This window comes from Pseudomonas sp. OV546, assembly GCF_900116845.1.
GTDB lineage: Bacteria > Pseudomonadota > Gammaproteobacteria > Pseudomonadales > Pseudomonadaceae > Aquipseudomonas > Aquipseudomonas petroselini.
Genome location: NZ_FPCE01000007.1, coordinates 298,985 through 319,599 on the forward strand (window position 1 = coordinate 298,985; position 20,615 = coordinate 319,599).

The 20,615-nt window shown below is 58.6% G+C and carries 30 protein-coding genes; all 30 read right to left on the reverse strand.

What is annotated here, in order from left to right; genetic code table 11:
* Nucleotides 1–44: 44 nt before the first annotated feature.
* A complete protein-coding gene (locus BM403_RS18160; protein ID WP_218189865.1) occupies nt 45–392 on the reverse strand; it encodes a hypothetical protein in 348 nt (115 codons plus the stop codon).
* A complete protein-coding gene (locus BM403_RS18165) occupies nt 389–1,582 on the reverse strand; it encodes a hypothetical protein (protein WP_093544061.1) in 1,194 nt (397 codons plus the stop codon). The genes BM403_RS18160 and BM403_RS18165 overlap by 4 nt, the downstream gene beginning before the upstream one ends.
* The gene (locus BM403_RS18170; RefSeq protein ID WP_093544063.1) at nt 1,579–1,917 is read right to left on the reverse strand and encodes a phage tail protein; all 339 of its coding nucleotides are present in this window, start codon (nt 1,915–1,917) and stop codon (nt 1,579–1,581) included. Before BM403_RS18170 ends, BM403_RS18165 begins: the two co-directional genes overlap by 4 nt.
* Before the next feature lie 46 nt (nt 1,918–1,963).
* Nucleotides 1,964–4,864 (reverse strand): phage tail tape measure protein, encoded by a 2,901-nt coding sequence (locus tag BM403_RS18175; protein WP_093544065.1) that lies wholly within the window; start codon nt 4,862–4,864, stop codon nt 1,964–1,966.
* Nucleotides 4,865–4,867: 3 nt separating this feature from the next.
* Nucleotides 4,868–5,119 carry a phage tail assembly protein T gene (locus BM403_RS18180; RefSeq protein ID WP_256577183.1) on the reverse strand — a complete coding sequence of 84 codons (252 nt, stop codon included), beginning with the start codon at nt 5,117–5,119 and terminating at the stop codon, nt 4,868–4,870.
* Between the two features lie 56 nt (nt 5,120–5,175).
* Nucleotides 5,176–5,535, reverse strand: coding sequence for a phage tail assembly chaperone family protein, TAC (locus BM403_RS18185; protein WP_093544067.1), 360 nt, complete (start codon nt 5,533–5,535; stop codon nt 5,176–5,178).
* Nucleotides 5,536–5,544: 9 nt separating this feature from the next.
* Nucleotides 5,545–6,288: a phage tail tube protein gene (locus tag BM403_RS18190; RefSeq protein ID WP_093544069.1), complete on the reverse strand. Its 744-nt coding sequence runs from the start codon at nt 6,286–6,288 to the stop codon at nt 5,545–5,547.
* Nucleotides 6,289–6,375: 87 nt separating this feature from the next.
* A complete protein-coding gene (locus BM403_RS18195) occupies nt 6,376–6,741 on the reverse strand; it encodes a DUF3168 domain-containing protein (protein WP_093544071.1) in 366 nt (121 codons plus the stop codon).
* The gene (locus BM403_RS18200) at nt 6,738–7,184 is read right to left on the reverse strand and encodes an HK97-gp10 family putative phage morphogenesis protein (RefSeq protein ID WP_093544073.1); all 447 of its coding nucleotides are present in this window, start codon (nt 7,182–7,184) and stop codon (nt 6,738–6,740) included. Before BM403_RS18200 ends, BM403_RS18195 begins: the two co-directional genes overlap by 4 nt.
* Nucleotides 7,177–7,518, reverse strand: coding sequence for a phage head closure protein (locus BM403_RS18205; protein WP_093544075.1), 342 nt, complete (start codon nt 7,516–7,518; stop codon nt 7,177–7,179). Before BM403_RS18205 ends, BM403_RS18200 begins: the two co-directional genes overlap by 8 nt.
* Nucleotides 7,518–7,817 carry a head-tail connector protein gene (locus BM403_RS18210; protein WP_093544077.1) on the reverse strand — a complete coding sequence of 100 codons (300 nt, stop codon included), beginning with the start codon at nt 7,815–7,817 and terminating at the stop codon, nt 7,518–7,520. The genes BM403_RS18205 and BM403_RS18210 overlap by 1 nt, the downstream gene beginning before the upstream one ends.
* On the reverse strand, nt 7,818–8,036 hold the full coding sequence (locus BM403_RS18215) for a DUF7302 family protein (protein WP_058425395.1): 219 nt from the start codon (nt 8,034–8,036) through the stop codon (nt 7,818–7,820).
* Nucleotides 8,037–8,101: 65 nt separating this feature from the next.
* Nucleotides 8,102–9,298 (reverse strand): phage major capsid protein, encoded by a 1,197-nt coding sequence (locus tag BM403_RS18220; RefSeq protein ID WP_093544079.1) that lies wholly within the window; start codon nt 9,296–9,298, stop codon nt 8,102–8,104.
* Nucleotides 9,295–9,936 (reverse strand): HK97 family phage prohead protease, encoded by a 642-nt coding sequence (locus BM403_RS18225; RefSeq protein ID WP_093544081.1) that lies wholly within the window; start codon nt 9,934–9,936, stop codon nt 9,295–9,297. Before BM403_RS18225 ends, BM403_RS18220 begins: the two co-directional genes overlap by 4 nt.
* Nucleotides 9,923–11,137, reverse strand: coding sequence for a phage portal protein (locus tag BM403_RS18230; RefSeq protein ID WP_093544083.1), 1,215 nt, complete (start codon nt 11,135–11,137; stop codon nt 9,923–9,925). Before BM403_RS18230 ends, BM403_RS18225 begins: the two co-directional genes overlap by 14 nt.
* 2 nt (nt 11,138–11,139) lie before the next feature.
* The gene (locus BM403_RS18235; protein ID WP_093544085.1) at nt 11,140–12,819 is read right to left on the reverse strand and encodes a terminase large subunit; all 1,680 of its coding nucleotides are present in this window, start codon (nt 12,817–12,819) and stop codon (nt 11,140–11,142) included.
* A 3-nt stretch (nt 12,820–12,822) separates the two neighbouring features.
* Nucleotides 12,823–13,311 carry a terminase small subunit gene (locus BM403_RS18240; RefSeq protein ID WP_093544087.1) on the reverse strand — a complete coding sequence of 163 codons (489 nt, stop codon included), beginning with the start codon at nt 13,309–13,311 and terminating at the stop codon, nt 12,823–12,825.
* Between the two features lie 158 nt (nt 13,312–13,469).
* A complete protein-coding gene (locus BM403_RS18245; RefSeq protein ID WP_093544089.1) occupies nt 13,470–13,811 on the reverse strand; it encodes an HNH endonuclease in 342 nt (113 codons plus the stop codon).
* Between the two features lie 281 nt (nt 13,812–14,092).
* A complete protein-coding gene (locus tag BM403_RS18250) occupies nt 14,093–14,431 on the reverse strand; it encodes a hypothetical protein (RefSeq protein ID WP_093544091.1) in 339 nt (112 codons plus the stop codon).
* Nucleotides 14,431–14,802: a DUF3450 domain-containing protein gene (locus BM403_RS18255; protein ID WP_093544093.1), complete on the reverse strand. Its 372-nt coding sequence runs from the start codon at nt 14,800–14,802 to the stop codon at nt 14,431–14,433. The genes BM403_RS18250 and BM403_RS18255 overlap by 1 nt, the downstream gene beginning before the upstream one ends.
* A 118-nt stretch (nt 14,803–14,920) precedes the next feature.
* A complete protein-coding gene (locus BM403_RS18260; protein WP_093544095.1) occupies nt 14,921–15,484 on the reverse strand; it encodes a hypothetical protein in 564 nt (187 codons plus the stop codon).
* 3 nt (nt 15,485–15,487) lie between these two features.
* Nucleotides 15,488–15,805, reverse strand: coding sequence for a hypothetical protein (locus BM403_RS18265; RefSeq protein WP_093544097.1), 318 nt, complete (start codon nt 15,803–15,805; stop codon nt 15,488–15,490).
* A complete protein-coding gene (locus tag BM403_RS18270; protein ID WP_093544099.1) occupies nt 15,802–16,020 on the reverse strand; it encodes a hypothetical protein in 219 nt (72 codons plus the stop codon). Before BM403_RS18270 ends, BM403_RS18265 begins: the two co-directional genes overlap by 4 nt.
* A gap of 16 nt (nt 16,021–16,036) precedes the next feature.
* Nucleotides 16,037–17,317: a tyrosine-type recombinase/integrase gene (locus tag BM403_RS18275; RefSeq protein WP_093544101.1), complete on the reverse strand. Its 1,281-nt coding sequence runs from the start codon at nt 17,315–17,317 to the stop codon at nt 16,037–16,039.
* A complete protein-coding gene (locus BM403_RS18280; protein WP_093544103.1) occupies nt 17,314–17,685 on the reverse strand; it encodes a RusA family crossover junction endodeoxyribonuclease in 372 nt (123 codons plus the stop codon). The genes BM403_RS18275 and BM403_RS18280 overlap by 4 nt, the downstream gene beginning before the upstream one ends.
* Complete coding sequence (locus BM403_RS18285) at nt 17,682–17,984, reverse strand: nuclease domain-containing protein (protein ID WP_093544105.1); 303 nt, start codon at nt 17,982–17,984, stop codon at nt 17,682–17,684. Before BM403_RS18285 ends, BM403_RS18280 begins: the two co-directional genes overlap by 4 nt.
* On the reverse strand, nt 17,975–18,184 hold the full coding sequence (locus BM403_RS18290; protein ID WP_093544107.1) for a hypothetical protein: 210 nt from the start codon (nt 18,182–18,184) through the stop codon (nt 17,975–17,977). Before BM403_RS18290 ends, BM403_RS18285 begins: the two co-directional genes overlap by 10 nt.
* A gap of 69 nt (nt 18,185–18,253) precedes the next feature.
* Complete coding sequence (locus tag BM403_RS18295; protein ID WP_093544109.1) at nt 18,254–19,060, reverse strand: ATP-binding protein; 807 nt, start codon at nt 19,058–19,060, stop codon at nt 18,254–18,256.
* Nucleotides 19,050–19,985 carry a DnaT-like ssDNA-binding domain-containing protein gene (locus BM403_RS18300; protein WP_093544111.1) on the reverse strand — a complete coding sequence of 312 codons (936 nt, stop codon included), beginning with the start codon at nt 19,983–19,985 and terminating at the stop codon, nt 19,050–19,052. Before BM403_RS18300 ends, BM403_RS18295 begins: the two co-directional genes overlap by 11 nt.
* Before the next feature lie 195 nt (nt 19,986–20,180).
* Nucleotides 20,181–20,603 carry a phage regulatory CII family protein gene (locus BM403_RS18305; protein ID WP_093544113.1) on the reverse strand — a complete coding sequence of 141 codons (423 nt, stop codon included), beginning with the start codon at nt 20,601–20,603 and terminating at the stop codon, nt 20,181–20,183.
* Nucleotides 20,604–20,615 lie beyond the last annotated feature (12 nt).

The window sequence follows — 20,615 nt, forward strand, 5'->3', positions numbered from 1 at the left end:
AATAAAAAACCCGCTCATGGCGGGTATTGGCGTTCGGTAGAGGATCAGCTTGGCGCTACTGGGCGTTTGCTGCTATCGGGGAAATCGGGATTGGCGTCAGTCCACTTACGCAAGGCCAGCCAATATTTTTGCCATTGCTGAGCGGTACCTGGGATATCTTCGTCCCCGTATTCAATGGCGGTAACGTTCTGCTGGGCCTTCGGCATTTCAAGATCGCGCCAGTAGTTTTCAGCGGCCACCGCTTTCATTGAGCTCGGTCCCCATCCAGGGAAGAGCCAAAGCTGATCCGCGTATTCTGGTGGCGGGTCAACTTCGATTCCGCCCTCTGGGGGCTCTCCATCAGTGCCGTAGAGATAAAGCCCAGTTGAATCAACATAATGCTTCATGCTCATGCTGCCACCCTTACAAATATTTGGGAGTTAGACGGCGATATGGTTTCAGCCGACCCTGCACTAACCAGCAGGCCAAGCGCCGAAGCCATGCGCACCCTGACTACCGTCGCCGTTTCCGCTACCACCATGGCGCCCCAATAGTTCGTGTTGATCCACACGCAAAGGCTGAATATCGTCCCTACCGGATAGTTTCCCGTAGCAGCAGTTAGCACTGCATAGATCTGAACCATCTTGGGTTGACCCAAATTATGAGTAAACTCGATCAAGCCTGATGCAGCCCATGCTGTATTGGGGCTTTGGTAGAACTTAGTAAAAGGTGCCGAGGAGATACTTTGTTTTGCGTCAAGAGCACTTTTAAGGTCGGCCTGATCCGCAAGCGTTCCCGTGATACCACCCCATGACGCGGATGCATTGACTGCCAACCAAGTTCCAAGGCTCGAAAGGAACCTCGTAGCACCTGCCGTCGGTGCAGGAACAAGCCCTTTTGTGCCCGCCGAACTTGACGACGCGCCGATCATATCCGGCACACCAGACGCCGATCCCGTACCGCCCTGATCAACTGCCAAAGGCGTAGTCAGCCCGGTAAGCGACGTGATGTCGCTATTCGCTCCTTTGTTAGCCTTGTTCGACGCCAAGTCACTGACTTGCCTTTGCAATTTCCCGAAGGCAGCAAGGACCGTGTCCGTTGCAGCGACTACTGCTGGATTCGTGGTTACCAGACCAGTGAGTACGCTGCCGAGCGTGCGGGCAACGGTCCAATATTTATTGACCGCCCCCTCAGGAACCGAGTCAGTAGTACCTGGCGAAGCCGTGAGCAGAACGTACTGTGTACCGCTCCAGCGGTACTGATTGTTGTTGTCTATGGTGATGTAGATCTTGCCGGTCTCACCAGTGGCTGGAAGCGCGGCGAAGCTGTTGAACTCAAGAACGTCGTCCACATAACTCGGCAATTGGCTGGCTGGAACCGTACCATTACCGTCGAGACCGGCGACACCATTCGGCTGGCCTTTCTGTGCTCCAGAAATAGCAGCATCCGCCGTAGCCTGCGCGCCATCTGCCGCGGACTGCGCCGCCGTAGTTCGTTGATCGAGCTCCGAGAAATTAGCGTTAATGACCTGGGCGCCTGAACGCAAATTTTGTCCAGTTCCGTCGTTCGGCGCCGAGCCAATGTTGATAGGAACAATGCTCATGGGTGGAATGCCTGTTCGAAAGTTGCTGTCAGCGAAAAGATCTCAGCTCCGAGCGGTGAGGCCTGGTAGCTATCGCAGCGAAAGAGTGCCTGGGTTCCCAAGGGCGGCGTCCAATAGAAAGGATCGGCCCCGGCACGAGCGTCTAAGAACTCTTTGATCTGCATGATCTTCGACCGAGCACCGACGAACGTTAACGGCCAGGACTCCGAACGATTGTTTATGCCGTCCCTTGCGCGCTGCTCGTAACCATCACCAAACTTTGCCGACTTGTTTCGAAAGCTTATCGTGCCGACCGGCTCTACTTTCGGGCACCACGTGAAAACCTCAATGGCCATATTTCATCACTCGGCAAAAAAAGAACCCCGCCGGAGCGGGGCCTGATCAGCGACCGTTGATGGCCGCCCAAATTTGACCGCCAGGCTTCAGATCTCGGGCGATCTGCTCTTGGGCTCCCTGTTTTGCCGCCTTTGCATAGGCTTGTGCTACAGCCTGGCCCTGGGCGTCATCCGGAGATCCGCTGCCGGTGTCCTGAACTACGATCGTCTGCTGAATGGATATCGCCCCACCTGACGTCGGCGGCGCAGATGAGCCGCCAGCGAGCCCTACGTATCCTCCATCTGCATAGCCGCGCTTATTGAGGCGTTCCAGGTATTCGCGCATGCCAGGCTGCTGGACCACCTCCTTGCGGAGAACGAATTCATCACCGTGCACCACACCTTTCGGCTCATGCTTGCCTCCCGGTCCTGTCCAGCCTCCATCGGAGAACGCCGGCCACTTTACCGATCCAGCGCTGGCATCAAACTGGCTGCCGAAACTGGCAGCGCCTTGAGCTGCCCCGCCAGCAGTTGCTGCGCCGGTTGCGCCACCAGCGCCACCAAAATATGCACCGATGGCAGAACTGGCCGCCCCAAAAAGTGCGCTTAGAGCCGAAGATGCAGCCTGTCTTGCGGCAATCTTCGCCATATCAGCCAAAATTGACTTGGCTAGATCCGAGAAGGAAAGCTTGCCTGTCAGTGCGAACTGCGCGATCGCATCCTCCATGGAGCTAAACGCATTGCTGAACAGGTTGTGGCTTTGCTCGGCCGCGTTGCGCGCGCTCTCCAGATAGTCCTCGTAGGCCGACTGAGCGCCCAAGGTCCAGTCACCCTGAGCCTTATCCAGATCCTGGTAATACTTGGTCTGCATCGCCATGCGCTGATCCAGCGCCGAACGCAGGGCCGTCGTTTCCTTCGCGTACAGATCGTCGCTGATCTCGCCCTTGTTGTGCTGGGCTTCCAGCCGATCCAGTTGGGACTGGTAAGACTGCTGAATGCTCAGTTGCTCCTGCAGGCGCTGCTTTTGCTGCTGCCCCATGCTGGCGCCGGCAAGCGTATTGTCGATACCGACCTGAGCGCTCGACAACTGGCTTTTCAGGTTCTCCTCGAAGGCCTGAAGCTTCTGGGCCTCCTCGTAACTCCTTTTCCGGGTGGCGACCTCCTGCTCGAGGGCGACGTTTCGTTTTAGCTGGGCCGTGATCAGAGCCTCGTTTGCGAGCAGCGACTTCTGATCGGCCGTCTGGATATCCTTGGTTTTGATATCCGCGATCTGCTGCTCGAACTTCGCCAGTTCCTGGGCCTGGGCGCCGAGCACCGCGTACTTGCCGGTTTGCTGATCAATCGAACTAGACTGAACCTGAAGCGCCGCGTTTTGTTGACGCAGCGAGTCGAGCATTTTCATGCCCGCATCTTCACGGTATTTCGGTGTTTTTGCGGCCTTTGGATCTTTGTACTTATCGTTGATATTGGCGATGTCTTTGGCTTGCTGATCGGGAGAAATCAGCAGCGACTTATCACCAGAGGCTTTAGCCTGGGTGATTCGACGCTCGACCAATAGCCGATACTCGCCTAACTCTCGGGCGCGCTTGTCGGCGTTGGTCTCCGTTTCCTTCCTCAGCTTATCCAGGGCAACCTGATCTGAAAGGGCCTGCTGTTGTTGCTGCTGCTGGAATCCTTTCGAAGCGGCTCGGCGTTCTTCCTCCGTCTTAAGGACAAGTTTCTGGGTCTTCTCGGCTTCTAACGCATCAGTGCGAAAACTATCGTCAGGCGTCAGATTTCCAAAACCGTCTGACTTGTTAAGCTTTCGCGCCTTGGCGATGGCGCCGAGCTGTTTGTCCAGCGCCTCGATCTGCTGATCGAGCGTGTCCTCCCGGCCGATGTTTAGCGCGGCGTCCCATGCGCCTTTGGCGGCGCTTTTGACAGCGTTCCAGCTTGACTCGAGGGAGCCCAGGTTCTTTTTGACGGAGTCAGAAGTGCGATTAAGCCCCTGCTCGTAGGTTTCATTCGCGAGCGCCGCTGCTTCCTGAGTCTTGCCCTGCTCCTGCAGCGCCTTGATCTGCTCGTAAGTAGTGGCCGTCAGGAAGTTCATCGACTCGTTTAGCTTAAGAATCTCCGCGGCCGGGTCCCTGGCGATTTTCTCGAAGTTCTTGACGGTCTCCTCAGCTGCCTGCCCAGTTGCCGATTCAAACTTGATAGCAGCCGCAGCGATGCCCTCGAACGCCTGCACCGGAATGCGCGTAGAGCCCGCAAGCTGCGCAAGCACACCCGAGGCTTTGCCGACCGTGCCATTGGACAGAGCGATTTGCTGAGCCAGTGTTGAAAGCTGTCCTGATGTGGTGCCGGCGGTGTTGCCGGTCATAGCCAGGGACGTGTTGTAAGCGGTAGCCTCGTCACTGCCCTGCTTGTAGGCCAAGGCCAGCACAGCGGCAGCAGCGGCGGCAACCGTGAATGGGTTTACCAGGCCGAGGACGTAGCCCCCCAGCGCCTTTGCAGCCGGAACGACGCCGCCGAACATTTCCTTGAGTTGGCCGCCCTGCTGCAAGAACACAGTCATGGGGTTCTGGCCAGCCTGGAGCGACACAGCGATGTCCGTGAACTGTGCAGGCACGCCACGCAAGTTCGCGGCGTACTGCTTAGCAGTTTGGCCGTTCTTGAGCATCACCTTGTCGGTTTGCTCAATAGAGGCGCGCTGCTCGTCGATCTTCTTCTTGTAAAGGTCGAACTCGGCGGTTGGTAGCCGCCCCGCCTTGCGGTGGGCCTGGAGCTGCTCCTCCATCTTGTCGAGACGGCTGTATGCCGCCACAACTGGATCAATTCGGCCTACGAGCTTATCCAGCTCCTTGGCCTGGTAGGCGGCCTCCTTGGCTGTGGACTTGAGCTTGCGCTCGGCACGGTCCATTCCCTTTTCGAAGCCGCCGGTGTTGGCGACCAGATCGACCGTCAGTTGGCCAAGTGAATCAACAGCCATAAATCACCTCTTGACCGACTGCAGCAACCTGAACAGGTCGTGCGCGGAAGTCTCGGATTCCTCAACAACCACGCCGCGAGCGGGTAGGAAATCGTCGAAAGTTGCCTTACCGCCGTGCACGTTGTTCAAAATGGTGGCGAGCAAGGCGAAACCCCGCTCTATCTTCAAGCCGAGGTTCAGCGTCCCGTTTTGCTCGATGTACGCCATCCACGAAAGTGCCTCGGTATAGCTGAGGCTTGCCTTCGCTTCGGCCACGGTTCGCCCGCCGATGCCGTTGAGTACCAGCTCGTGCCAGAACTCATCGGCGGGCCCTATTTTTTTTCTGCGGCGCCCGCGCCAACACCGTTTGCCTCGTTGAGCGCGTCCAGAAGCGCCAGCGTCAGCTGCGCGCACAGAGGGCCGTTGCCGGAGTCATTGGTGCCGAGCACATCAGCAACAGAGAAGACCGGCGAGCCATCTTTCTTGAGGATGTTTTTTGCGATTCGCTCGGCGAACACGTCACCGCCGGACTCTTTCGAGTCCCAGCGCTGGGTTAACTCGATGAACGACTCCTGGCGCACGTAGATCGTGGCGGCCTGGGTTTTCCCCCCGGAGAACCAGGTAATGTCTTTTTTTACTGCCGTGCCCGCGAACGCGCCGGCGGCGGCCAGGGCTTTGATGGTGAGATCCATGCTTTTTCCTTACGGCGCGATGACTTTAGGGACGAATACCGGATCACCCGATACCTGGATGCCGACGGTCGACTTCACAACGTCATTCAGCGCGAAGCTGAACGGGAAGCTGTTCATGTAGCCTTCGAAGGTGATCCAGGTGCGGGTGTTCGGAAGGTCGAAATCTACTTCGGAGCCAACAACAGCAGTTGCGGCCGCGCCTGTACCGCCGCCACCGCCAGTGAAAGCGATGGAAGGCGCCGAGGTGTAACCAGAGCCAGCGTTAGTGATGGTGAAGCCGGTCACCGAGCCGCCGGATACGATAGCGGTGGCAGTCGCCCCGGTACCGCCGCCGCCGGTCAACGCGACAGATGGTGCCGAGGTGTAACCGTTGCCACCGCTGGTGAGCGTGATGGCCGAAAGCGAGCCTTCCTGAGTGACCGTTGGCGGGATTCCTTCCAGATCGCCCTGAGCGTTCACGATTCGGCCGTCAGACCAGCCAATAGCCCACAGCAGTTTGGTGCCGGCCGTTTTGAGTTGATGCAGGCGTACGTGCGCGGGCTCTTGCGGATCGATGTTCAGACCGAACGACGCCGAGCCAGGCTCTGCGAGACCGGCCTCGTATTCGCGCGCGCTGGAGTTCATGCAGGTCGTTTCAATCTGCGCGATGCTGGTATCGATCCCGTCCAGGGAGGTGAAGCAGCCCACCACCAAAATCGCTTTGGTGAGGGGGTCGATGGCATAGAGGTCTGTGCCTTGCGTCTTAATGGTCAATTTGTACTCCCCGATTTTCCTGGAAAATCACTTTTGAGCGGGCATAAAAAAACCCGCCGGAGCGGGTCGTTCTTTTCTGGTTTACGGCTACAAACTCACCAGCCAGGCAACATCGAAGCCTTTGCGGTAGCTGTGGGTGTCCTTGTCCTTGTCGTCGATCCCGAAGCCGGTGACATACGCGTGCTGGGCAATCACCCGGCGCAGCGCCATCACTACTTCCTCAGCAGAAGAAGCGGTTTCTGCGTACACGTCGACCTGAAGGCCGTAGCGGTCCGTGCTTGGTACGCAGCTGAGGAAGTTGATCGGCGATCCGCTGATGACCTGCCAGACGGCATAGGGCCGCTCTACCCCCTCCGGGGCTTCGCCATGCGGGTAAAGGCGCGTCGGGCCGGTGCCGAGCAGCGCAGTGACGGCCTGGCTCGCGGAGCACACCTGAAAAATTGGCGCGGTCATTCATTCACCCCCAGTTTGATCAGCTGATACTTGGCCGAACTGAGGAACTCCTGGAACAGCTGCTCCCGGTTATTGGCCAGGGCCGGCCGAAGGAATGGTTTTGCCCGGTTCTTTTCGGTACCGAGCTCCACCCACCACCAGTAGAACGTGTTGCCGCCCTTCTGGCCTTTTTTGCGCATTCGCACACCGACCGATATCACTACCGCGCCGAGCTCTTCGCCAAGGGCTTTACGCTCCACCATTGCCAGGTTGGCCGGGATGAAGTTGGCGGTTTCTGGGTCATCGATGCGGGCGGCGCGGTCCTTAGCGTCGAGCAGCACGATATCCATGGCGTCCTTTGCCGCCGGCGTGACCACCTTGCGGCGCATCTCCTCCGTGAGACCCTTGAACCTGGCTGAAAGCGCATCGGCGCCGGTGAGGTTGTACGATACCCAATCAGCCATCGTTCACCCCCGAAGACACCAGCAGCGTGAGATATTCCTTGCGCGAGTTCGGATCCATCAGGGGCGGACCAACGATTGCGCAAACGGCACCGCTAGCCAACACAACCCTCATTGCATCCGTGATTCCATCACGGTAGCGAATAACTACCCGGCTTTTTGCCTCAGATTGAATCGCCTGCGCCGCGATGAAATCACGGGCGCTCAAGTCCTCGACCGAAGCCCATACCTTGGCGAAATCAACCCACTGATCCGTCAGCTGTTCGCCGGTTACCGGGTGCTGTGATGTCACCTTGTGCTGGATACGAACGCGATGCCTCAGTTTTCCGGCCTGCATCAGAAGCGCTTCCTGTACCAGAGCAGCCTGTCGACTGCGAGAGGGACGGCCGACGGCGCACCACCCATGACCACGGCCTCGCGATTTGAGTACCAGTGCCCGACGAGCAGAAAAATAGCCTGCTCAACATCTCTGGTGAGTCCCATTTCAGCCGGATCTATCGGTTCGCCATCCACCAGCTTTCGGTCGCAGTGTTGCTCGACATGCGCTTTGGCCGCTTCGAGGTAGCCGCCGATCAAGGCGTCTTCTTCATCGCCGTCGACCCGCAGATGCATCTTCAAAGTGGCCAATTCGATCATTTATTTGCTCTCTTTCGGCGCGGCTGGCTTCGAATCCTTGGGCTTGGTGGACTTGGACTTTCCGTCGGCGCCGATTTCCTCGACCAGACCTTTGCCGATCAGCGTGTGGGCGTATTCGTCGTCAACATCATCGAACACCTGCCCGCGCTTTACCTTGGTCGACTCTGCCTTGAGCAGATCGGCGTTGCCCGTGAAGCCCCACAAAGCTTTGATTTTCATACTCCCTCCAAAAACAAAAACGCCGACATCACGCCGGCGTTTTGATGGTTACGCAGGATTCAGGCTTACTTTGGGAAGTTGCCCTTGACCAAAGCTTCCTTGCGGCGCACGCCGAGGCCCAGACGCTCTTCAGCCAGCAACGCCATCATGTTCTTGATGAACATATCGTTGATAAGGCCCATCTTGAACAGGTAGGTCATGCGGTCGAAGAGGATTGCAGCACGGGCGAAGTTGGCGATCAGGAACTCGCCGCCGTCGTCCGCATCACCCTCGTCCATGCTGTCCGAGGTGATTACCGGACGGCCCCAGAGGATCGGGGTAACCAAACCCTGCAGATTGGCGAACAGATAGCGGTTTTCACCGTCTTTCTGCAGCTCGATGTTCATCCAGTCGAGCTCACTCATCACGACGCCATCGGCCGACAATTTGGACTGCTTGCGCACCTGATAGATGCCACGACGCACGATGTCGATCGAGGTGTCGCCAGCCTTGTTCAAGGCGGCGTCGTAGACAGTGGCCTGGGTCATGAGGCCGTTCAGGTTTTCGCCAGTACCATCACCTTTGAGGATCTGGTTTTCCTCTTCCAGTTTCAGGTCGTAGCGCAGCAACTCCTGGATATACCCCTGCATCTGGGGCACGTCGGCCAACGCTTCTTCGGTTACCGGCATCCATACTGCAATCTTTTTGACGCGGTCAGTTACCGGCTCGAAAGTCACGTCACTGGTTGGCTTGGTGCCACCTTCTGCTACCGGACCAGCACCGCGAGTATGCAGCTTCTCGCGGAAGTAGGTGTAGCTCTGCCCGGTGACCGGGATGGCGGTGAGCAGGTCGCGAATGCGCAGCTCCTGGCGAATGCCTGGCTGGATAATCGAGTCGTAAATCGGCGCAACGATGCCAGCGCTGGTGACCTTCACTTCCTTCATGGCGGCCAGATCGGACTTGGTGACCTCGATCTCGGCACGGTTCGCCGAGTTCGAAGACAGCGACTTATAGCTGTCATCGCTCTTGATCATATCGATGAACGATTTACCCTCGCCCGGGCCGCCGCGCAACTTGACGCCCTTCTGCTCCAGGTCCTGGACCTGGTCGATAACCTTTTGCAAATCGCCCTTTTGGTCCTCGATCTGCTTCTTCAGGTCGCCGGTGACCTTGTTGCCTTTCTGGACTTCGTCCATGGCGGCATCGTATTTCTTTTGCAGGCCCTCAAAGCCGCTTTTCAGCTGCTGATCAAGGGATTCTTTCAGTTCTTTTACTTCGCTCATTGCGATACTCCGAAATGGTGGGTGAACAGGTTGGAAATGTCTTTCAGCTCATCCACGATCGCCGTGGCCTCGCTGCCGCCATCACGGCGTAGCGCGGTATAGCCGAGCGAAGCGACTGCTGCCGCTTCCTTCTGCGAGAGCCCAACGCGTTCGCGCAGGGCCTTCTCGAAAAGCCTGATGTCCGACTTGACGCTGAGGACTTGAGCCTCAGGGTTCATTCCGAACGGCACAAAGGAGGCCTCCCACAGCTCGGCCTCCTTGATGAGGCGAACACGCCGCCCTGCGCGGTCCTCGAAATCTGCCTTGATGGTATTGAAGCCGATCGACATGCTGTCTAGGATTTCCGCTTTCATCAGCTCGTAGGCATCGCGGGCGTAGCTGACGTTGAGGTTTACCTTCCCTTTGAGTAGAAGGCCGTGATCGTCCTGGGTGTAGTCGGCAGCGCCTACCAGTCGCGTAAGGTCGTGATAGAGAGCAAGTTTTAGCTTGCCGCCACGGGTTGCCTTCACGCGCGTGAAGGCGCCTGGCAAGATCACGTCATCGCCAAGATCCACGTTGTTGAATACCGCGGCGTAGCCCTCGAAGTTGCCGGCTTCGTCAACGGACTTGAGCTCAAACGGAACTTCAAGATTCGCCATTTTTATCCATCTCCCACCGGGTGACCCGGTTGTATTCGTCGCCTTCCAGGGGAGGCAGGTTTTCTTTCACTCGGACTTCATTGATGGTCATCCATCCAGACCCGCCAGAACCGCCAAGCGCACTGCCGTAGTAGGTGGACCGACCTGCGCTGTCTGCGCGCAGAAGACCTTCGACAGCAAACTCGACGAAGCGCGATTTGGTCCGGTAGATCTTGTCGTTGAGTTCGTCCTCCACCACGTCGATGTAGGGCTTGAGTCCGAAGGTGATGAACCCGGTGAGCTGCTGCTCAAGGTTCGAGCCCATGATCGAGGTCTTACCGGCGCGGTTGGCAAGCCATAGAGGCACGCCATAAATGCCGGCTAACGCCTCTTCCTGGAATTGCTGGGACTCAATGAACTGGGCATCTTTCTGTGTGATGCCGGCGGCCTCAATCTTCGGGCCGCCCTGCAGGATAGCCATTTTCCCAATGTCGTCGGCGTCCGCCTTGCGCACGTCCGGGAACTTCTCCATAACCTGGGCTTGCTGGGCCTTCGTCAAGAATTGGTCGTAGATCACGTACCCGCCGGTGAACCCGCCCTTGCGCATGAACCGCGCCGACCACTGCTGGCCAGCCTTGGCAAGGCCCATGGTTTCGGCTTGGTGCTCAATAGGCGAAAGACCAACTACGCCGTCCAGGCTGAACAGCTTGAAGTGGAGCATGTGCTCAGGAGAAACCGGGTAAGGTTCTCCCTCGCTGGGTGTCACCCAGTAGATGAGGTCGGCCTCGGTGTCGATCTTGACGGTCCGCCAATCCAGCGGAACAAGCCCTATCGGGTCGCCGTGCCTGTTCCGTTCGATCAGGGCGAAGGCGTTGCCGCGCAGCGCCATGTTCACGACAACGAACTTGAGAAAGTTCAGCATAGTCATGTAGGGGTTTGGTTTTTGGAGCAACTTCAACGCCCCATCATTTTTTACGACCTGCTTTCGCCCTGCGCTGCCATCTTCGTAAAGCTTCAGCGGAAGGCCGCTAAGCGATTCGGAAAGGATTTTCACGCAAGACCAGACCATGCTGATTGAGAGCGCAGTTTTGGCGGTTACCTTGATACCCGCCTTGGTAGTTTTTCCACCAACCTCAAGATCGACCTCGACGTAGTTGCCCGTCGCCGGATCGGTGTAACCGAAAAATCCCCAGGTGCTTGGCCTGAACAAATTAAATGCCATGGTCAGCCTACTAGTCCGAAAAAGCCGTTATTGAGGTAGTCGTCCATGCCTCCGAGCGCCTCTGGGTTCAGAGAAAGCAACGAAACTGCGTTGAACGTGGCCATGAGTGGGTCAATTTTCGCGGTGCCGGACGCCTGCTTGGTGATGAGGAATGCGTTTGCCGAGGGCACACCCTTGGCATTACCGCAGGCCCAGGCCATCAGCGGCTGTCCGCAGTGCAAAAACGCGCCTTCAGCAAGCTTGCGCTCCGTGGTTTTGATTGCACCGGTGAGCTTCCAACCCTGGGATATGCCGATAATTTTGTCTTCCTCAACGCCCGCGTCAGCCAGCGCATCGAGCACGGCGCCGATACCAGCGGGGTCAAGGCCAACTTTGTCCAGCAACCCGGCTTGGTTGATGCGAGCCACCGTAGCGGCGAGGTGCTCGACGTCATCACCGATCTTTTTAACCAGGGTCAGATCACCAACAGCCGCTAGATCCATGAGACGCGGTGCCTCGGTCTTCCGGCGTGTAAGAACAGATGGGTGAGCGTACGCGTGAGCCCAGTGCAGCCAAGTGCGCGAATCACGAACTCGTCCCATGACTGCGAGCCCCAGCAGGTCATCGAGGCCACCACCGTCGACACCGACGACGATCACCTCACAGCGCTCAATGAGTGAGTCAAGCGTCAAGCCCGATTCGGCCTGCGGCTCCCAGAAGTCAGCACCCACCCAACTGTCCGACATCAGCGCGAGACCGATCTCGATGTTCAGGAATTTGGCAAGGAAGCCGCGCACCTCTGCTTCGCCATCCATCTCGGCCTGCATAAACAGGCGCTCGAGGGTGGGCCTATCCACCGAGTACCCCATATTCGGGTTCACCAGGTGGAAGTTTTCAGGCCGCCGTGCCTCTCCGCTCTCGATCATATCGGGCGGGAACTCGTAGATCACCGGCAGGAAGCGCGGGTCTTCGATCCGACCCTCGCGCACGCCGCGGGCATAGCTCAGTTTCGATCTGAAGATGCCGGCCGGTGGCTCGTTTGACTGAGTCGTCAGCCAGATAATGAAACCCTCAGGCCTCGACAGCAGGCCGCCGGTGGCCTCTCGGATCATATCCGGCGCCTTCACGTTCTTACCGAACAGCCAAGCCTCATCGATCAGCACGCCCACGGCCTTTTTGCCGCCCACCACATCACTGTCAGCCGCGACCACCTTAAGCGTGGCGCCGGTCTCACGGTGCGTGATGAGCTTCAAGTGCGGCTGCACATGCAGCAGTGCGCTCAACTCCTCATCGTGCTTGACCATTGCCGCGCACGGTTTGAAGGCGTTGTCGGCAATTTCCTTGGTGGGTGCCAAGATGATGAATTCAGCTTCGAGGCGCCAGTTGCGAATCAACGCCGTAAGCATGATCGCGGCCGCGATCGTGGACTTGGAGTTCTTCTTCGGAATGCAGAGGAAATACTCGCTGATCAGGCGGTGGCCGGTCTCGCTGTTGTAACTCCCAAAAATCGCGCCGGCAAAGTCGATTACCCATGGCGCGCAGGCCGACTCAATAGTTGGGCAACCTGGCGCGTCGACGATCTTGAGCGAGCGAAAAACCTCCAGACCCTCTTCAGCCTCAGCTGGAAAGAGCGGTGGTGGAATGATGGATTCGCCGACAGAGAGGCGCCGCCACCAGTCCGGGCAGGCAGTTGTCCATTGCATGGCCTACCTCTTGACTACAGTGAGCGGCGGCTTGCCCGCAGCGTATTTACCTTTCCCCGCCTCTTTCGCGGCGTCGGCCTTGATTTCTTTCTTGCCAGCCTCGCCCTTTTTGCCGTGCACATAGGGCACAGCGGTCTGAGCTGCGTTTCGGCGATCAAAGATTTTGGCCCGGGGCTCATTCATCAGAGCTAAGAGCCAGGCGAGGGGGTCTTCAGTGGTTGGCAGGCAGTCGAGGTATTCGCCGCCGGCATCTTCCTGTTCGGGTGCCTGTTCGTCAGCGCCCGGTTTCTGCTTTCGCTGCTTTTCGGGTTTAACACTCAGCTCGGATCGGCGCGCAAGAATTGCACTGCAAATCTTCGGGTCATTTGCCCAGCGGGAGCCGGCGGCGGATGCCGTGGAGGCCTTACAGCCTGCGGCTTCTGCCGCCTCTTTGTTTGACGCACCACGGGCCTTAGCGTCAACAAACTGTCGTTGTTTGTCTGTTAACACCATTAACAAAATACCTTAGGGTCGGGAAAAAAAGTGCGAATGGGATCGGGAGCGGTCTGGAAGCGATACACCCCCTATATTTAGACCCCCCCCACCATAGAAAACCTCAATCGCACCACTTTGGTGCATATTTAATGGGAATCCTTCTCATTTGTTCAATCCTACCAGGACCCGCAACCACCAGCTTCCTCGGCCTGCTTGACCGAGTCGTGGCAGGGCTTGCACAGGGTCTGCCAGTTGGCCCGATCCCAGAACATCGCCATGTCGCCGCGGTGTGCCTCGATGTGGTCGACCACTGATCCTGCTGTGACCCGTCCAAGGCGCTCGCAGTAGACGCATAGCGGGTGCGCGTGAAGCCAGCCCTCGCGTGCCTTCTGCCACTTGTAGCCATAGCCACGCTGTGCGGCCGTTTCCTTGGTGGCTCGCCATGAGTTGGTGTTGACTGCGGCGAGCCGATCAGGCTGTGTCTTGACCCTGTTTGCCAGCGTCTTCAGCCTTCCCATCAGGTGCCGCTCCTTCATGCTGTTTCGGTGAAAGCACTGAGGCTGCACGCTCTGCCGCTATCCTCAGCCACTTGATCGCCCTGGCGCGCCGGGCGGCACATCCCGAGCATGCCATCACTCGCACTCAAGCGAAGACGAAAGAAGCCACCGACAGCACGATGATCACAACCGCGATCCAGCCGAACATGGTGACAGTCTTGGAGGAATTAGTATTCGAAGCCATGGCGATGCCCTCGGCGCATTCCGCGCCACAATTTGTGGGTGATGTAAACGTGGAGCGGTTACTGCGCCTTACGATCTACCGCTTTATTGACCTTCTCGGCCGCCTTGCTGGCGGTATCGGCAGCCTGGACCACCGAGTTTGATGCCTCTTGAACCTTGACCGCTGCGTCCTGGGTCTTCTCGGCCAGCGTGGTAAGCCGCAAGTCACGCTTCCCCAAGGCCGCGTCGTACGCAGCGCGTACCTCGGCGAGCTGCTTGGTCTGCTCGCTGCTGGCTGACCACACACCGGCCTGGTAACCAAGGATCGATCCGCCGGCTACCAGCAACAGGGCGATGACCCAGACCTCGGCTCGCCTCCACCAGTGGCGGGCGATGAAGTTGATTGCGCATCTGTCCATCAGTTGAGCCCTCCAAGCTTGGTTCGCAGGCGGGCGATCTCTTCGCTCTGCGAGGTTACCGTCGCCGTGAGCTGTGCCACCTGGCTGGTGAGGGCTTCAATCTTCCCTTCCATGCGCCCTACTGCTGCAGCGAGCTCGTTGCGCTCTTTGGCGAACTGGTCGGCGCGGGCCTCGGCGGCGTTTGCCCTGGCACGCTCGGTGTCGAGCAGCTCATTCAGCCGGCGGACCGTGCCGATGTCGGCGTTATCCATGGCCCGATCAGTCGCATCTTTCGAGAGGAACTTCCTCAGCCACAACAGACCGCCCAGCAGCACAGTGCCGGTGCCACCGAGCCACGCGAACGTGCCTGGGCCGAGGTCGTTTGGATCCATCCGTTACTCCAGAAACGAAAAAGCCCCGCACAGTGGCGGGGCTCAGAATTTTGGGTCGTCTCTCATAACGCGCAAGATCGACATGATGGGGCTAATTTATGATCATTCCGCCACTACGTCAAGCGACGTCTATGAAGATCTGTTCCCGGTCGAATATCTCAGTGGCGTGGATCACGGCCGCCTCTTCCAGGGACTCCAATCGCTTGGCGATGCCGGTCTTCCAGCGGCGACGAGTTGACTCTGGCTTGCCTTCCACGTCCCAGCTGTTCATGTCGTAGAACTCGGCGGGCAGCACGATCATGTCGGTTGATCGCTTGCCGACCTGAATGCCCTTCAGCTTCGGTATGGCCCAGGCGGTCAGCGCCTTATAGATGAACAGATGAGGCGCCGGAGACACCATTCGAGCTACCAGGCGGCCGATGGCATTAACCTTGTTGCCCTTGTGCGTCGAGTACTTGGCCACCAGCACATCCCACTGAGCCGGCTCAAGCTGCCGGTGCAGCAACGCATAGAGGCAGCAGTCGTAATCGAACTTGTCCCGGACCGAGAGCGTGCTGCCGGTGCCACCCTGGCGAAGGTCGGCGTCGATCAGCTTCTGCCAGGACTGCTTGGTGCTGTTGTCGATGTTGTCCGCTGCCAGCACCCGCACCAGGGTGCCCATCACGTCCTTATACATAGCCATGGCTCAATCCCCTGTGAAGTTGGTGGCACCTGGGCCACGGCGGTTGTTCTCGTTGTATTGCGCTTCAGCGCCGGAGGGCTTGAAGCAATTGAATTGCGCGATCTGGTGCTCGGCGGCCTGCAGGCGAATGCTCAGCTGCGTAACCAGCACCTCCAGGGGCAGCGCCTCGCCAGTGTCGGCGGCGACCCAGCCCGAGGCGTTGCACTGCACGCAGGCGAGTTCATGGAAGACACCCTTGATCACCGCGCGACCACGGCATGCCGGGCACTTGGCAAGGTCGAGCTGCGCGGCGCGGAATGCAGGGCCGTGGGACCTCTTCATGCGGCCTCCAATGACTTATAAGCCAGCACGACGTGAACAACCCGGTACTGATTCACGTCGCCGTAGGCAGTCCAGTAGTCGGGAACAAAGACGGCGCGCACCACAAACGGGTCAGCACCGATCATCACGACCTCATCGAGCGCCAGTTCTTTTTCGCGCTGCTCGGTGAACTCATAACCACCAGGGGCGGTGAACTTGACGATCACGAATGCCATTTTTAAACCTCGCCTTTTATGGTTTCTGGATTTGGCTAGAGGCCGCGCCGTTCAAGGCCTCGGCGTCATTGTGCGAATTTCCGTTTCTAGTCATGGTCGAGCGGTGAATCAGGTTGAAACCCTTCCCGTCTAACCAGTCGTGCCACTTCACCAATGCCTCGCGTTTGAGCAGTTCGGCCGAGGTGTGGATGTAGGTCTGCACGTTGCGGGTCAGCGTGTGGTTCACCAGCATCTCGCCAATGAGGAAGTCGACGCCCAGGTCAGTCCAACCAGTGCGGGCAACCTTGCGCAGGTCGTGACTGGTCCACTCGCCCTTGCCCAGCCTGGTGAACACGGCGCAGGCCTGGCTATCGCTGATCGGTCCACGACCGCGCGCCGGGAACACGTAGGTGCCCTTGTAGCCCTTGGCCGACTGCCAGTCCCGGTACCGCTCCAGCAACGCGCAGGCCTGGTGGGTGAGTGGGAGGTGATGCTCGCACCGGGTCTTGGTGTTCTCGGTTGGAATGAACCACTCGCCCTGCTCACCCAAGGTGAAGTGGGACCACTGCGCTTGCCTGGTCTCGCCGGCGCGGGTCCCGTGGCACAGCATCATCAGGGCGAGCATGCAGTCCTGTGGGTGCTGGTCGAAGCCGGCAGCTAGTTCGCCAATCACTTCCTCGAGCTGTACGGCGCGCAGACGAGAAGGCTTCGGCTGGATGCGGGCCTTGGTGAAGTCAGTGAACTGGAACCCTGCGATGGGGTTGGCAGTGATCAGGCGCAGCTTCTCGGCCTGGCGGAACGCGACCACCAGCACTCCCCACATCAGACGGACGTAGGACAGGGACATTTCAGCCTGCATCGGCCACATCACCAGCTTGTCGAGGTTGGAACGGTCAACGGCCTCCACGGCGATATCGGCAAGCCGCGGCTTCAGGTGGCAGGAAATGATCGAGGTGTTGGTAGAGCGGCGCTTGGACGACAGACTGCGGTCAACGGCCTGACGGGCGGTGAACCAGTCCAGCAACTCTCCAACGGTCTGCAACGTGCCGGCCGCGGCTGACGCTTTGGGATCGGCGGCCAGGCGCTCGCGGATCTTCGGCAACGCGCCGATCAGACCCTTCACCGGTAGCTGAGGAAACCCGGCGATCTTGTCCCACTTGCCGCCCGACACCAGGTACCAGGTGCCACGCTCACGGTTCTTGTGGAATCGGAAGTAGACGCCCGGGTATCGCGCGTCCCGCATGTCACGGATGTGGGTACTCGCCGATTGGCGACGGATCTCGGCATCAGAAAACGTGGTCAGCAAGCTCTGGCTCATGGGGTGTTCGGCTCCGAGTCGATCGGGTAATCCCGGATGTTCACGCGCACGGCGCCACCTGGCACAGGGTCGCCAATGGTGATCGTGGTGATGAAGTTCTTGTCGTCGATGCCCAGGCCGTCGGCGATGCCATCCCGGCCAGCCTTGAAGCGAGCCAGCAGGTTGTCATCGTCGTAAGAGCGGCGATTCGGCGGGCAGAAGGTCACCCAGAAGTATTTCTTTCCAGTGAGGCGCGGTGCAACGAGCGCCAGCGCGATCAAGCCACAAGTGCGGCGGTAGGCTTTCGCGTACTTGTGTTTTTGCCGCCAGTGCACGCGCGCGTTAGGGCTGAGCTCTTTCGGCGGCCACGGTAGCGTCATGTCGATCATGCAGACCCCTTTACGGTGAGGATTCCGGCCCGGATCAGGCCTTCGTGGGTTTCGGCAATGGCGCGCGGCATGTCCTGCCAGTCGATGTCGCCAACGGCGCGGCCGTCGATAACGTCGTGGCAGGAGCTGCAGGCGTAGACGGCTACGGTGTCGAAGCCCTTCATGCCCATGCCTTTCTGCCCGCACGGCAGATGCGCGAGAACGGTGGTTTCTGGGTTGTGATTGCAGATGCCTTGCATCCTGACGGTGCATTCTTGGCCGTTCGCCGAGGCGCGGAGTTTCTTCGAACTCACTCGCATGCCGGTTTCCCCGTGACGACGTCGACGACTTCGTAAGTCCCAGGCCACATCCACGAGCCATAACGCTTGGCCATGGCCTGGTCGGCGAATAAAGCCAACGCGTGATCAGGCGGGGAGCTCAAATCGACCTTGAACGAGCAGCAGAAAACTGCCCAGCGGTAGGTATCGATCTCAGGAAGAGCCAGACGGCGATCAGGCATGACAGGCGGCTCCCGATCGCATCGCCCGGGAGGGCTTCGGGCTGTATGGTCTCAAAGTGATCGTGCTCATCAGAACCCGTCCTTGCCGCGTTGCGACTCCCAATCAAACGGGACAACGATGAGCCCGCCCTCGCGCAAGCGGTCAACGCACCGGTCCCCCATTGCGCGACCAAGCTCGTCGGCTTTGAGGTTCGAGATGATCACCGTGGGGGCCTCTCGCTCGTAACGGCCATTGATGATTGCAAAAAGTGTGGTCAGCTCGAAGTCGCTGGGCTGCTCTTTGCTCACGCCGATTTCATCCAGCACCAACAAATCGGGGCTGATCAGGCTTGCCAGGATGCTGCCTTCAGTCCTGTCGCTGCTCTTGTCATAGGTGGAGCGGATCGCTTGAAGAACGGCCCCAAACGTCCGGTAAACGGCGGTCCGAGAGGACTTGTGCAGAAGCTCGTTGGCCATGGCCACACCAAGGTGCGTCTTGCCTGTGCCCGGCTTGCCGATTAGCACCATGCAACGCCCGGCGTCCCGAATCTGGTCGAACGTCGCGACGTAGTGACGGCAGAATTTCAGTGCGCGGCGCTGCCCCTCATGCTCTTCATGGTAGTTATCCAAGGTGCGACTCAGGAAGCGTTTCGGTATCAGGGCGTCTCCCAGCTTGCGGGCCAGTGATAGGCGCAGCTGGTAAGACTCCTCCGCTTTTGCGCTCGCCTCTCGTTCTGCTGCGATGACGCGCAGGCATTCAGGGCATCCGCCCTTGAGCTCACGCCCCAGGATCACGGTAACCTTCTGGTCGAATTTACCGTGTTTCTCGCAGTCGGCGGGCTGAGTACGGATCGGCATTACGCCGTCAGAAATCGATACGACTTTCTCAGAGCGCATAGGAACCGTCCTCCCGCTGTACCAGACCGGCGGTGTAGTCGCGCTCAGCGAAACCGGTGTGCCGGGATGGCGCCTCCTTCTTCACGAATGGGCGGACGTTGCTGTCTCGGTTCTTGTCGTCCTTCACCCATCGCACCAGCAACGAAACCCACTTAGCCTGAGGCTGAAGCAGGCCGGTGATTTGGTGGTGGGCAGTGAACGGGGCGACCGCCTCCTTGGTGAACAGGTCCGTGGTGACTCCGAAGTGAACGCAGTAGGCTTTGAGCAAATCAGCGTCTGGCATCCAATCCAGCGTCATCTCGACCGGGGACTTCGGGTCAACAGCAGGCCCAGGCTCTTCCGGCGGCAAGTCTTCTCCGGCACTGCCCATGTCGCTGCCGGCAGCCGGATTTTCTTCGCCGGCGTTGAGGGAGTGGTGTTGATCTTGATTCGGTGAATCAGGAATCAGGGATCCACAATCAGGAATCAGGGCGTTATCTAACGGTGGATTAACAGGATCTAACGGTTCTTTAACGTTAAAAGACTGAACAGAAACGGGAACCTTCCGTTGTGAGCCTGCAATGACAACGTTACCTTTCCGTTCGTAAACAGTGAGATAACCGTGAATGTCAGGGAGTGCGCTGTCCTTTTCGGTCCCATGAGGGCTTTGGTGCTTTTGGAAGTTGGTAATTTCTATTACAGAGAATCCCGCGACGTGGTAGCGGGAAATGAAGCCAGCAGCAGCCAGACGCGCCAAACCGGCTTCGACGTCGTAGTCGTCGCACGGGAACAGTTCGATCTTGATTCGCTTCACGCGATCCTCGAGCCGCCCCTCTCGATCTGCTAGGCACCACAGGCCAATGAAGGCCAGGCGGTCAAATGCTGGGAGCTCGACCAGCAGCTCATTGCTGAATAGCCCGGGCTTGATGTTGCGTGCGCGGGCCATTAGAGAGCCCTCCCGCTGAACTGGTGAGTCTCTGTAGACTTGAATATTGGTCGTGACACTTTTTCACAATCGATTAAAAGTGTCGCGACACTAGGGGTGTTGCCAGGGGTAGCTGTCATGTTCATAATGGCCCCACAGTGTTTTACAAGTTGTTGAAAGAGCCGGGTTGCAGCCCGGCTTTTTTGTGCCCGCGATTCAAGCGGCCTTCACAGAGCTTTCAAGCTGAGCAAGGCTTTCCCGCACATGGGATATCTCAGTGAAAATCTCGAACTTCTCGGTGGCGGAGACATGGTTGTCGTCCAAGGCTTCATGAATGGCGATCGTCAAGTCCGCAACTTCTTTGCCCACGTGAATGAGCGAGGCGGTCAAGGCTTTAGGCGCTGGCGCCACTTTTGCGACAAGCTCAAAACCGAACTGGTCAGCAAGGGTTTTCAGCGGGCGCATATCGCCGGTGTGAAGCAGGATCCCGAACAGGTGCTCAATGGTCAGGTGATGGGCCGCGTTGTCCGGGTTCGAGCGCTGCAGCAGGCTCACGTGTGCCAGGCACATCTTCCCAGCCAGTTCTTCTGCCCCACTTTCCTTGATGGTGGTGTGGCAAGCCCTCAAGAAATCTTCCATTCGTAAAACCTC

Bases quoted from the DNA above. Each gene is read 5' to 3' on its own strand.
- BM403_RS18160 (WP_218189865.1), bottom strand. From the start codon at position 392: ATGAGCATGAAGCATTATGTTGATTCAACTGGGCTTTATCTCTACGGC.
- BM403_RS18165 (WP_093544061.1), bottom strand. From the start codon at position 1,582: ATGAGCATTGTTCCTATCAACATTGGCTCGGCGCCGAACGACGGAACT.
- BM403_RS18170 (WP_093544063.1), bottom strand. From the start codon at position 1,917: ATGGCCATTGAGGTTTTCACGTGGTGCCCGAAAGTAGAGCCGGTCGGC.
- BM403_RS18175 (WP_093544065.1), bottom strand. From the start codon at position 4,864: ATGGCTGTTGATTCACTTGGCCAACTGACGGTCGATCTGGTCGCCAAC.
- BM403_RS18185 (WP_093544067.1), bottom strand. From the start codon at position 5,535: ATGGATCTCACCATCAAAGCCCTGGCCGCCGCCGGCGCGTTCGCGGGC.
- BM403_RS18195 (WP_093544071.1), bottom strand. From the start codon at position 6,741: ATGACCGCGCCAATTTTTCAGGTGTGCTCCGCGAGCCAGGCCGTCACT.
- BM403_RS18200 (WP_093544073.1), bottom strand. From the start codon at position 7,184: ATGGCTGATTGGGTATCGTACAACCTCACCGGCGCCGATGCGCTTTCA.
- BM403_RS18205 (WP_093544075.1), bottom strand. From the start codon at position 7,518: ATGCAGGCCGGAAAACTGAGGCATCGCGTTCGTATCCAGCACAAGGTG.
- BM403_RS18210 (WP_093544077.1), bottom strand. From the start codon at position 7,817: ATGATCGAATTGGCCACTTTGAAGATGCATCTGCGGGTCGACGGCGAT.
- BM403_RS18215 (WP_058425395.1), bottom strand. From the start codon at position 8,036: ATGAAAATCAAAGCTTTGTGGGGCTTCACGGGCAACGCCGATCTGCTC.
- BM403_RS18220 (WP_093544079.1), bottom strand. From the start codon at position 9,298: ATGAGCGAAGTAAAAGAACTGAAAGAATCCCTTGATCAGCAGCTGAAA.
- BM403_RS18225 (WP_093544081.1), bottom strand. From the start codon at position 9,936: ATGGCGAATCTTGAAGTTCCGTTTGAGCTCAAGTCCGTTGACGAAGCC.
- BM403_RS18230 (WP_093544083.1), bottom strand. From the start codon at position 11,137: ATGGCATTTAATTTGTTCAGGCCAAGCACCTGGGGATTTTTCGGTTAC.
- BM403_RS18235 (WP_093544085.1), bottom strand. From the start codon at position 12,819: ATGCAATGGACAACTGCCTGCCCGGACTGGTGGCGGCGCCTCTCTGTC.
- BM403_RS18240 (WP_093544087.1), bottom strand. From the start codon at position 13,311: ATGGTGTTAACAGACAAACAACGACAGTTTGTTGACGCTAAGGCCCGT.
- BM403_RS18245 (WP_093544089.1), bottom strand. From the start codon at position 13,811: ATGGGAAGGCTGAAGACGCTGGCAAACAGGGTCAAGACACAGCCTGAT.
- BM403_RS18250 (WP_093544091.1), bottom strand. From the start codon at position 14,431: ATGGACAGATGCGCAATCAACTTCATCGCCCGCCACTGGTGGAGGCGA.
- BM403_RS18255 (WP_093544093.1), bottom strand. From the start codon at position 14,802: ATGGATCCAAACGACCTCGGCCCAGGCACGTTCGCGTGGCTCGGTGGC.
- BM403_RS18260 (WP_093544095.1), bottom strand. From the start codon at position 15,484: ATGGCTATGTATAAGGACGTGATGGGCACCCTGGTGCGGGTGCTGGCA.
- BM403_RS18265 (WP_093544097.1), bottom strand. From the start codon at position 15,805: ATGAAGAGGTCCCACGGCCCTGCATTCCGCGCCGCGCAGCTCGACCTT.
- BM403_RS18270 (WP_093544099.1), bottom strand. From the start codon at position 16,020: ATGGCATTCGTGATCGTCAAGTTCACCGCCCCTGGTGGTTATGAGTTC.
- BM403_RS18275 (WP_093544101.1), bottom strand. From the start codon at position 17,317: ATGAGCCAGAGCTTGCTGACCACGTTTTCTGATGCCGAGATCCGTCGC.
- BM403_RS18280 (WP_093544103.1), bottom strand. From the start codon at position 17,685: ATGATCGACATGACGCTACCGTGGCCGCCGAAAGAGCTCAGCCCTAAC.
- BM403_RS18285 (WP_093544105.1), bottom strand. From the start codon at position 17,984: ATGCGAGTGAGTTCGAAGAAACTCCGCGCCTCGGCGAACGGCCAAGAA.
- BM403_RS18290 (WP_093544107.1), bottom strand. From the start codon at position 18,184: ATGCCTGATCGCCGTCTGGCTCTTCCTGAGATCGATACCTACCGCTGG.
- BM403_RS18295 (WP_093544109.1), bottom strand. From the start codon at position 19,060: ATGCGCTCTGAGAAAGTCGTATCGATTTCTGACGGCGTAATGCCGATC.
- BM403_RS18300 (WP_093544111.1), bottom strand. From the start codon at position 19,985: ATGGCCCGCGCACGCAACATCAAGCCCGGGCTATTCAGCAATGAGCTG.
- BM403_RS18305 (WP_093544113.1), bottom strand. From the start codon at position 20,603: ATGGAAGATTTCTTGAGGGCTTGCCACACCACCATCAAGGAAAGTGGG.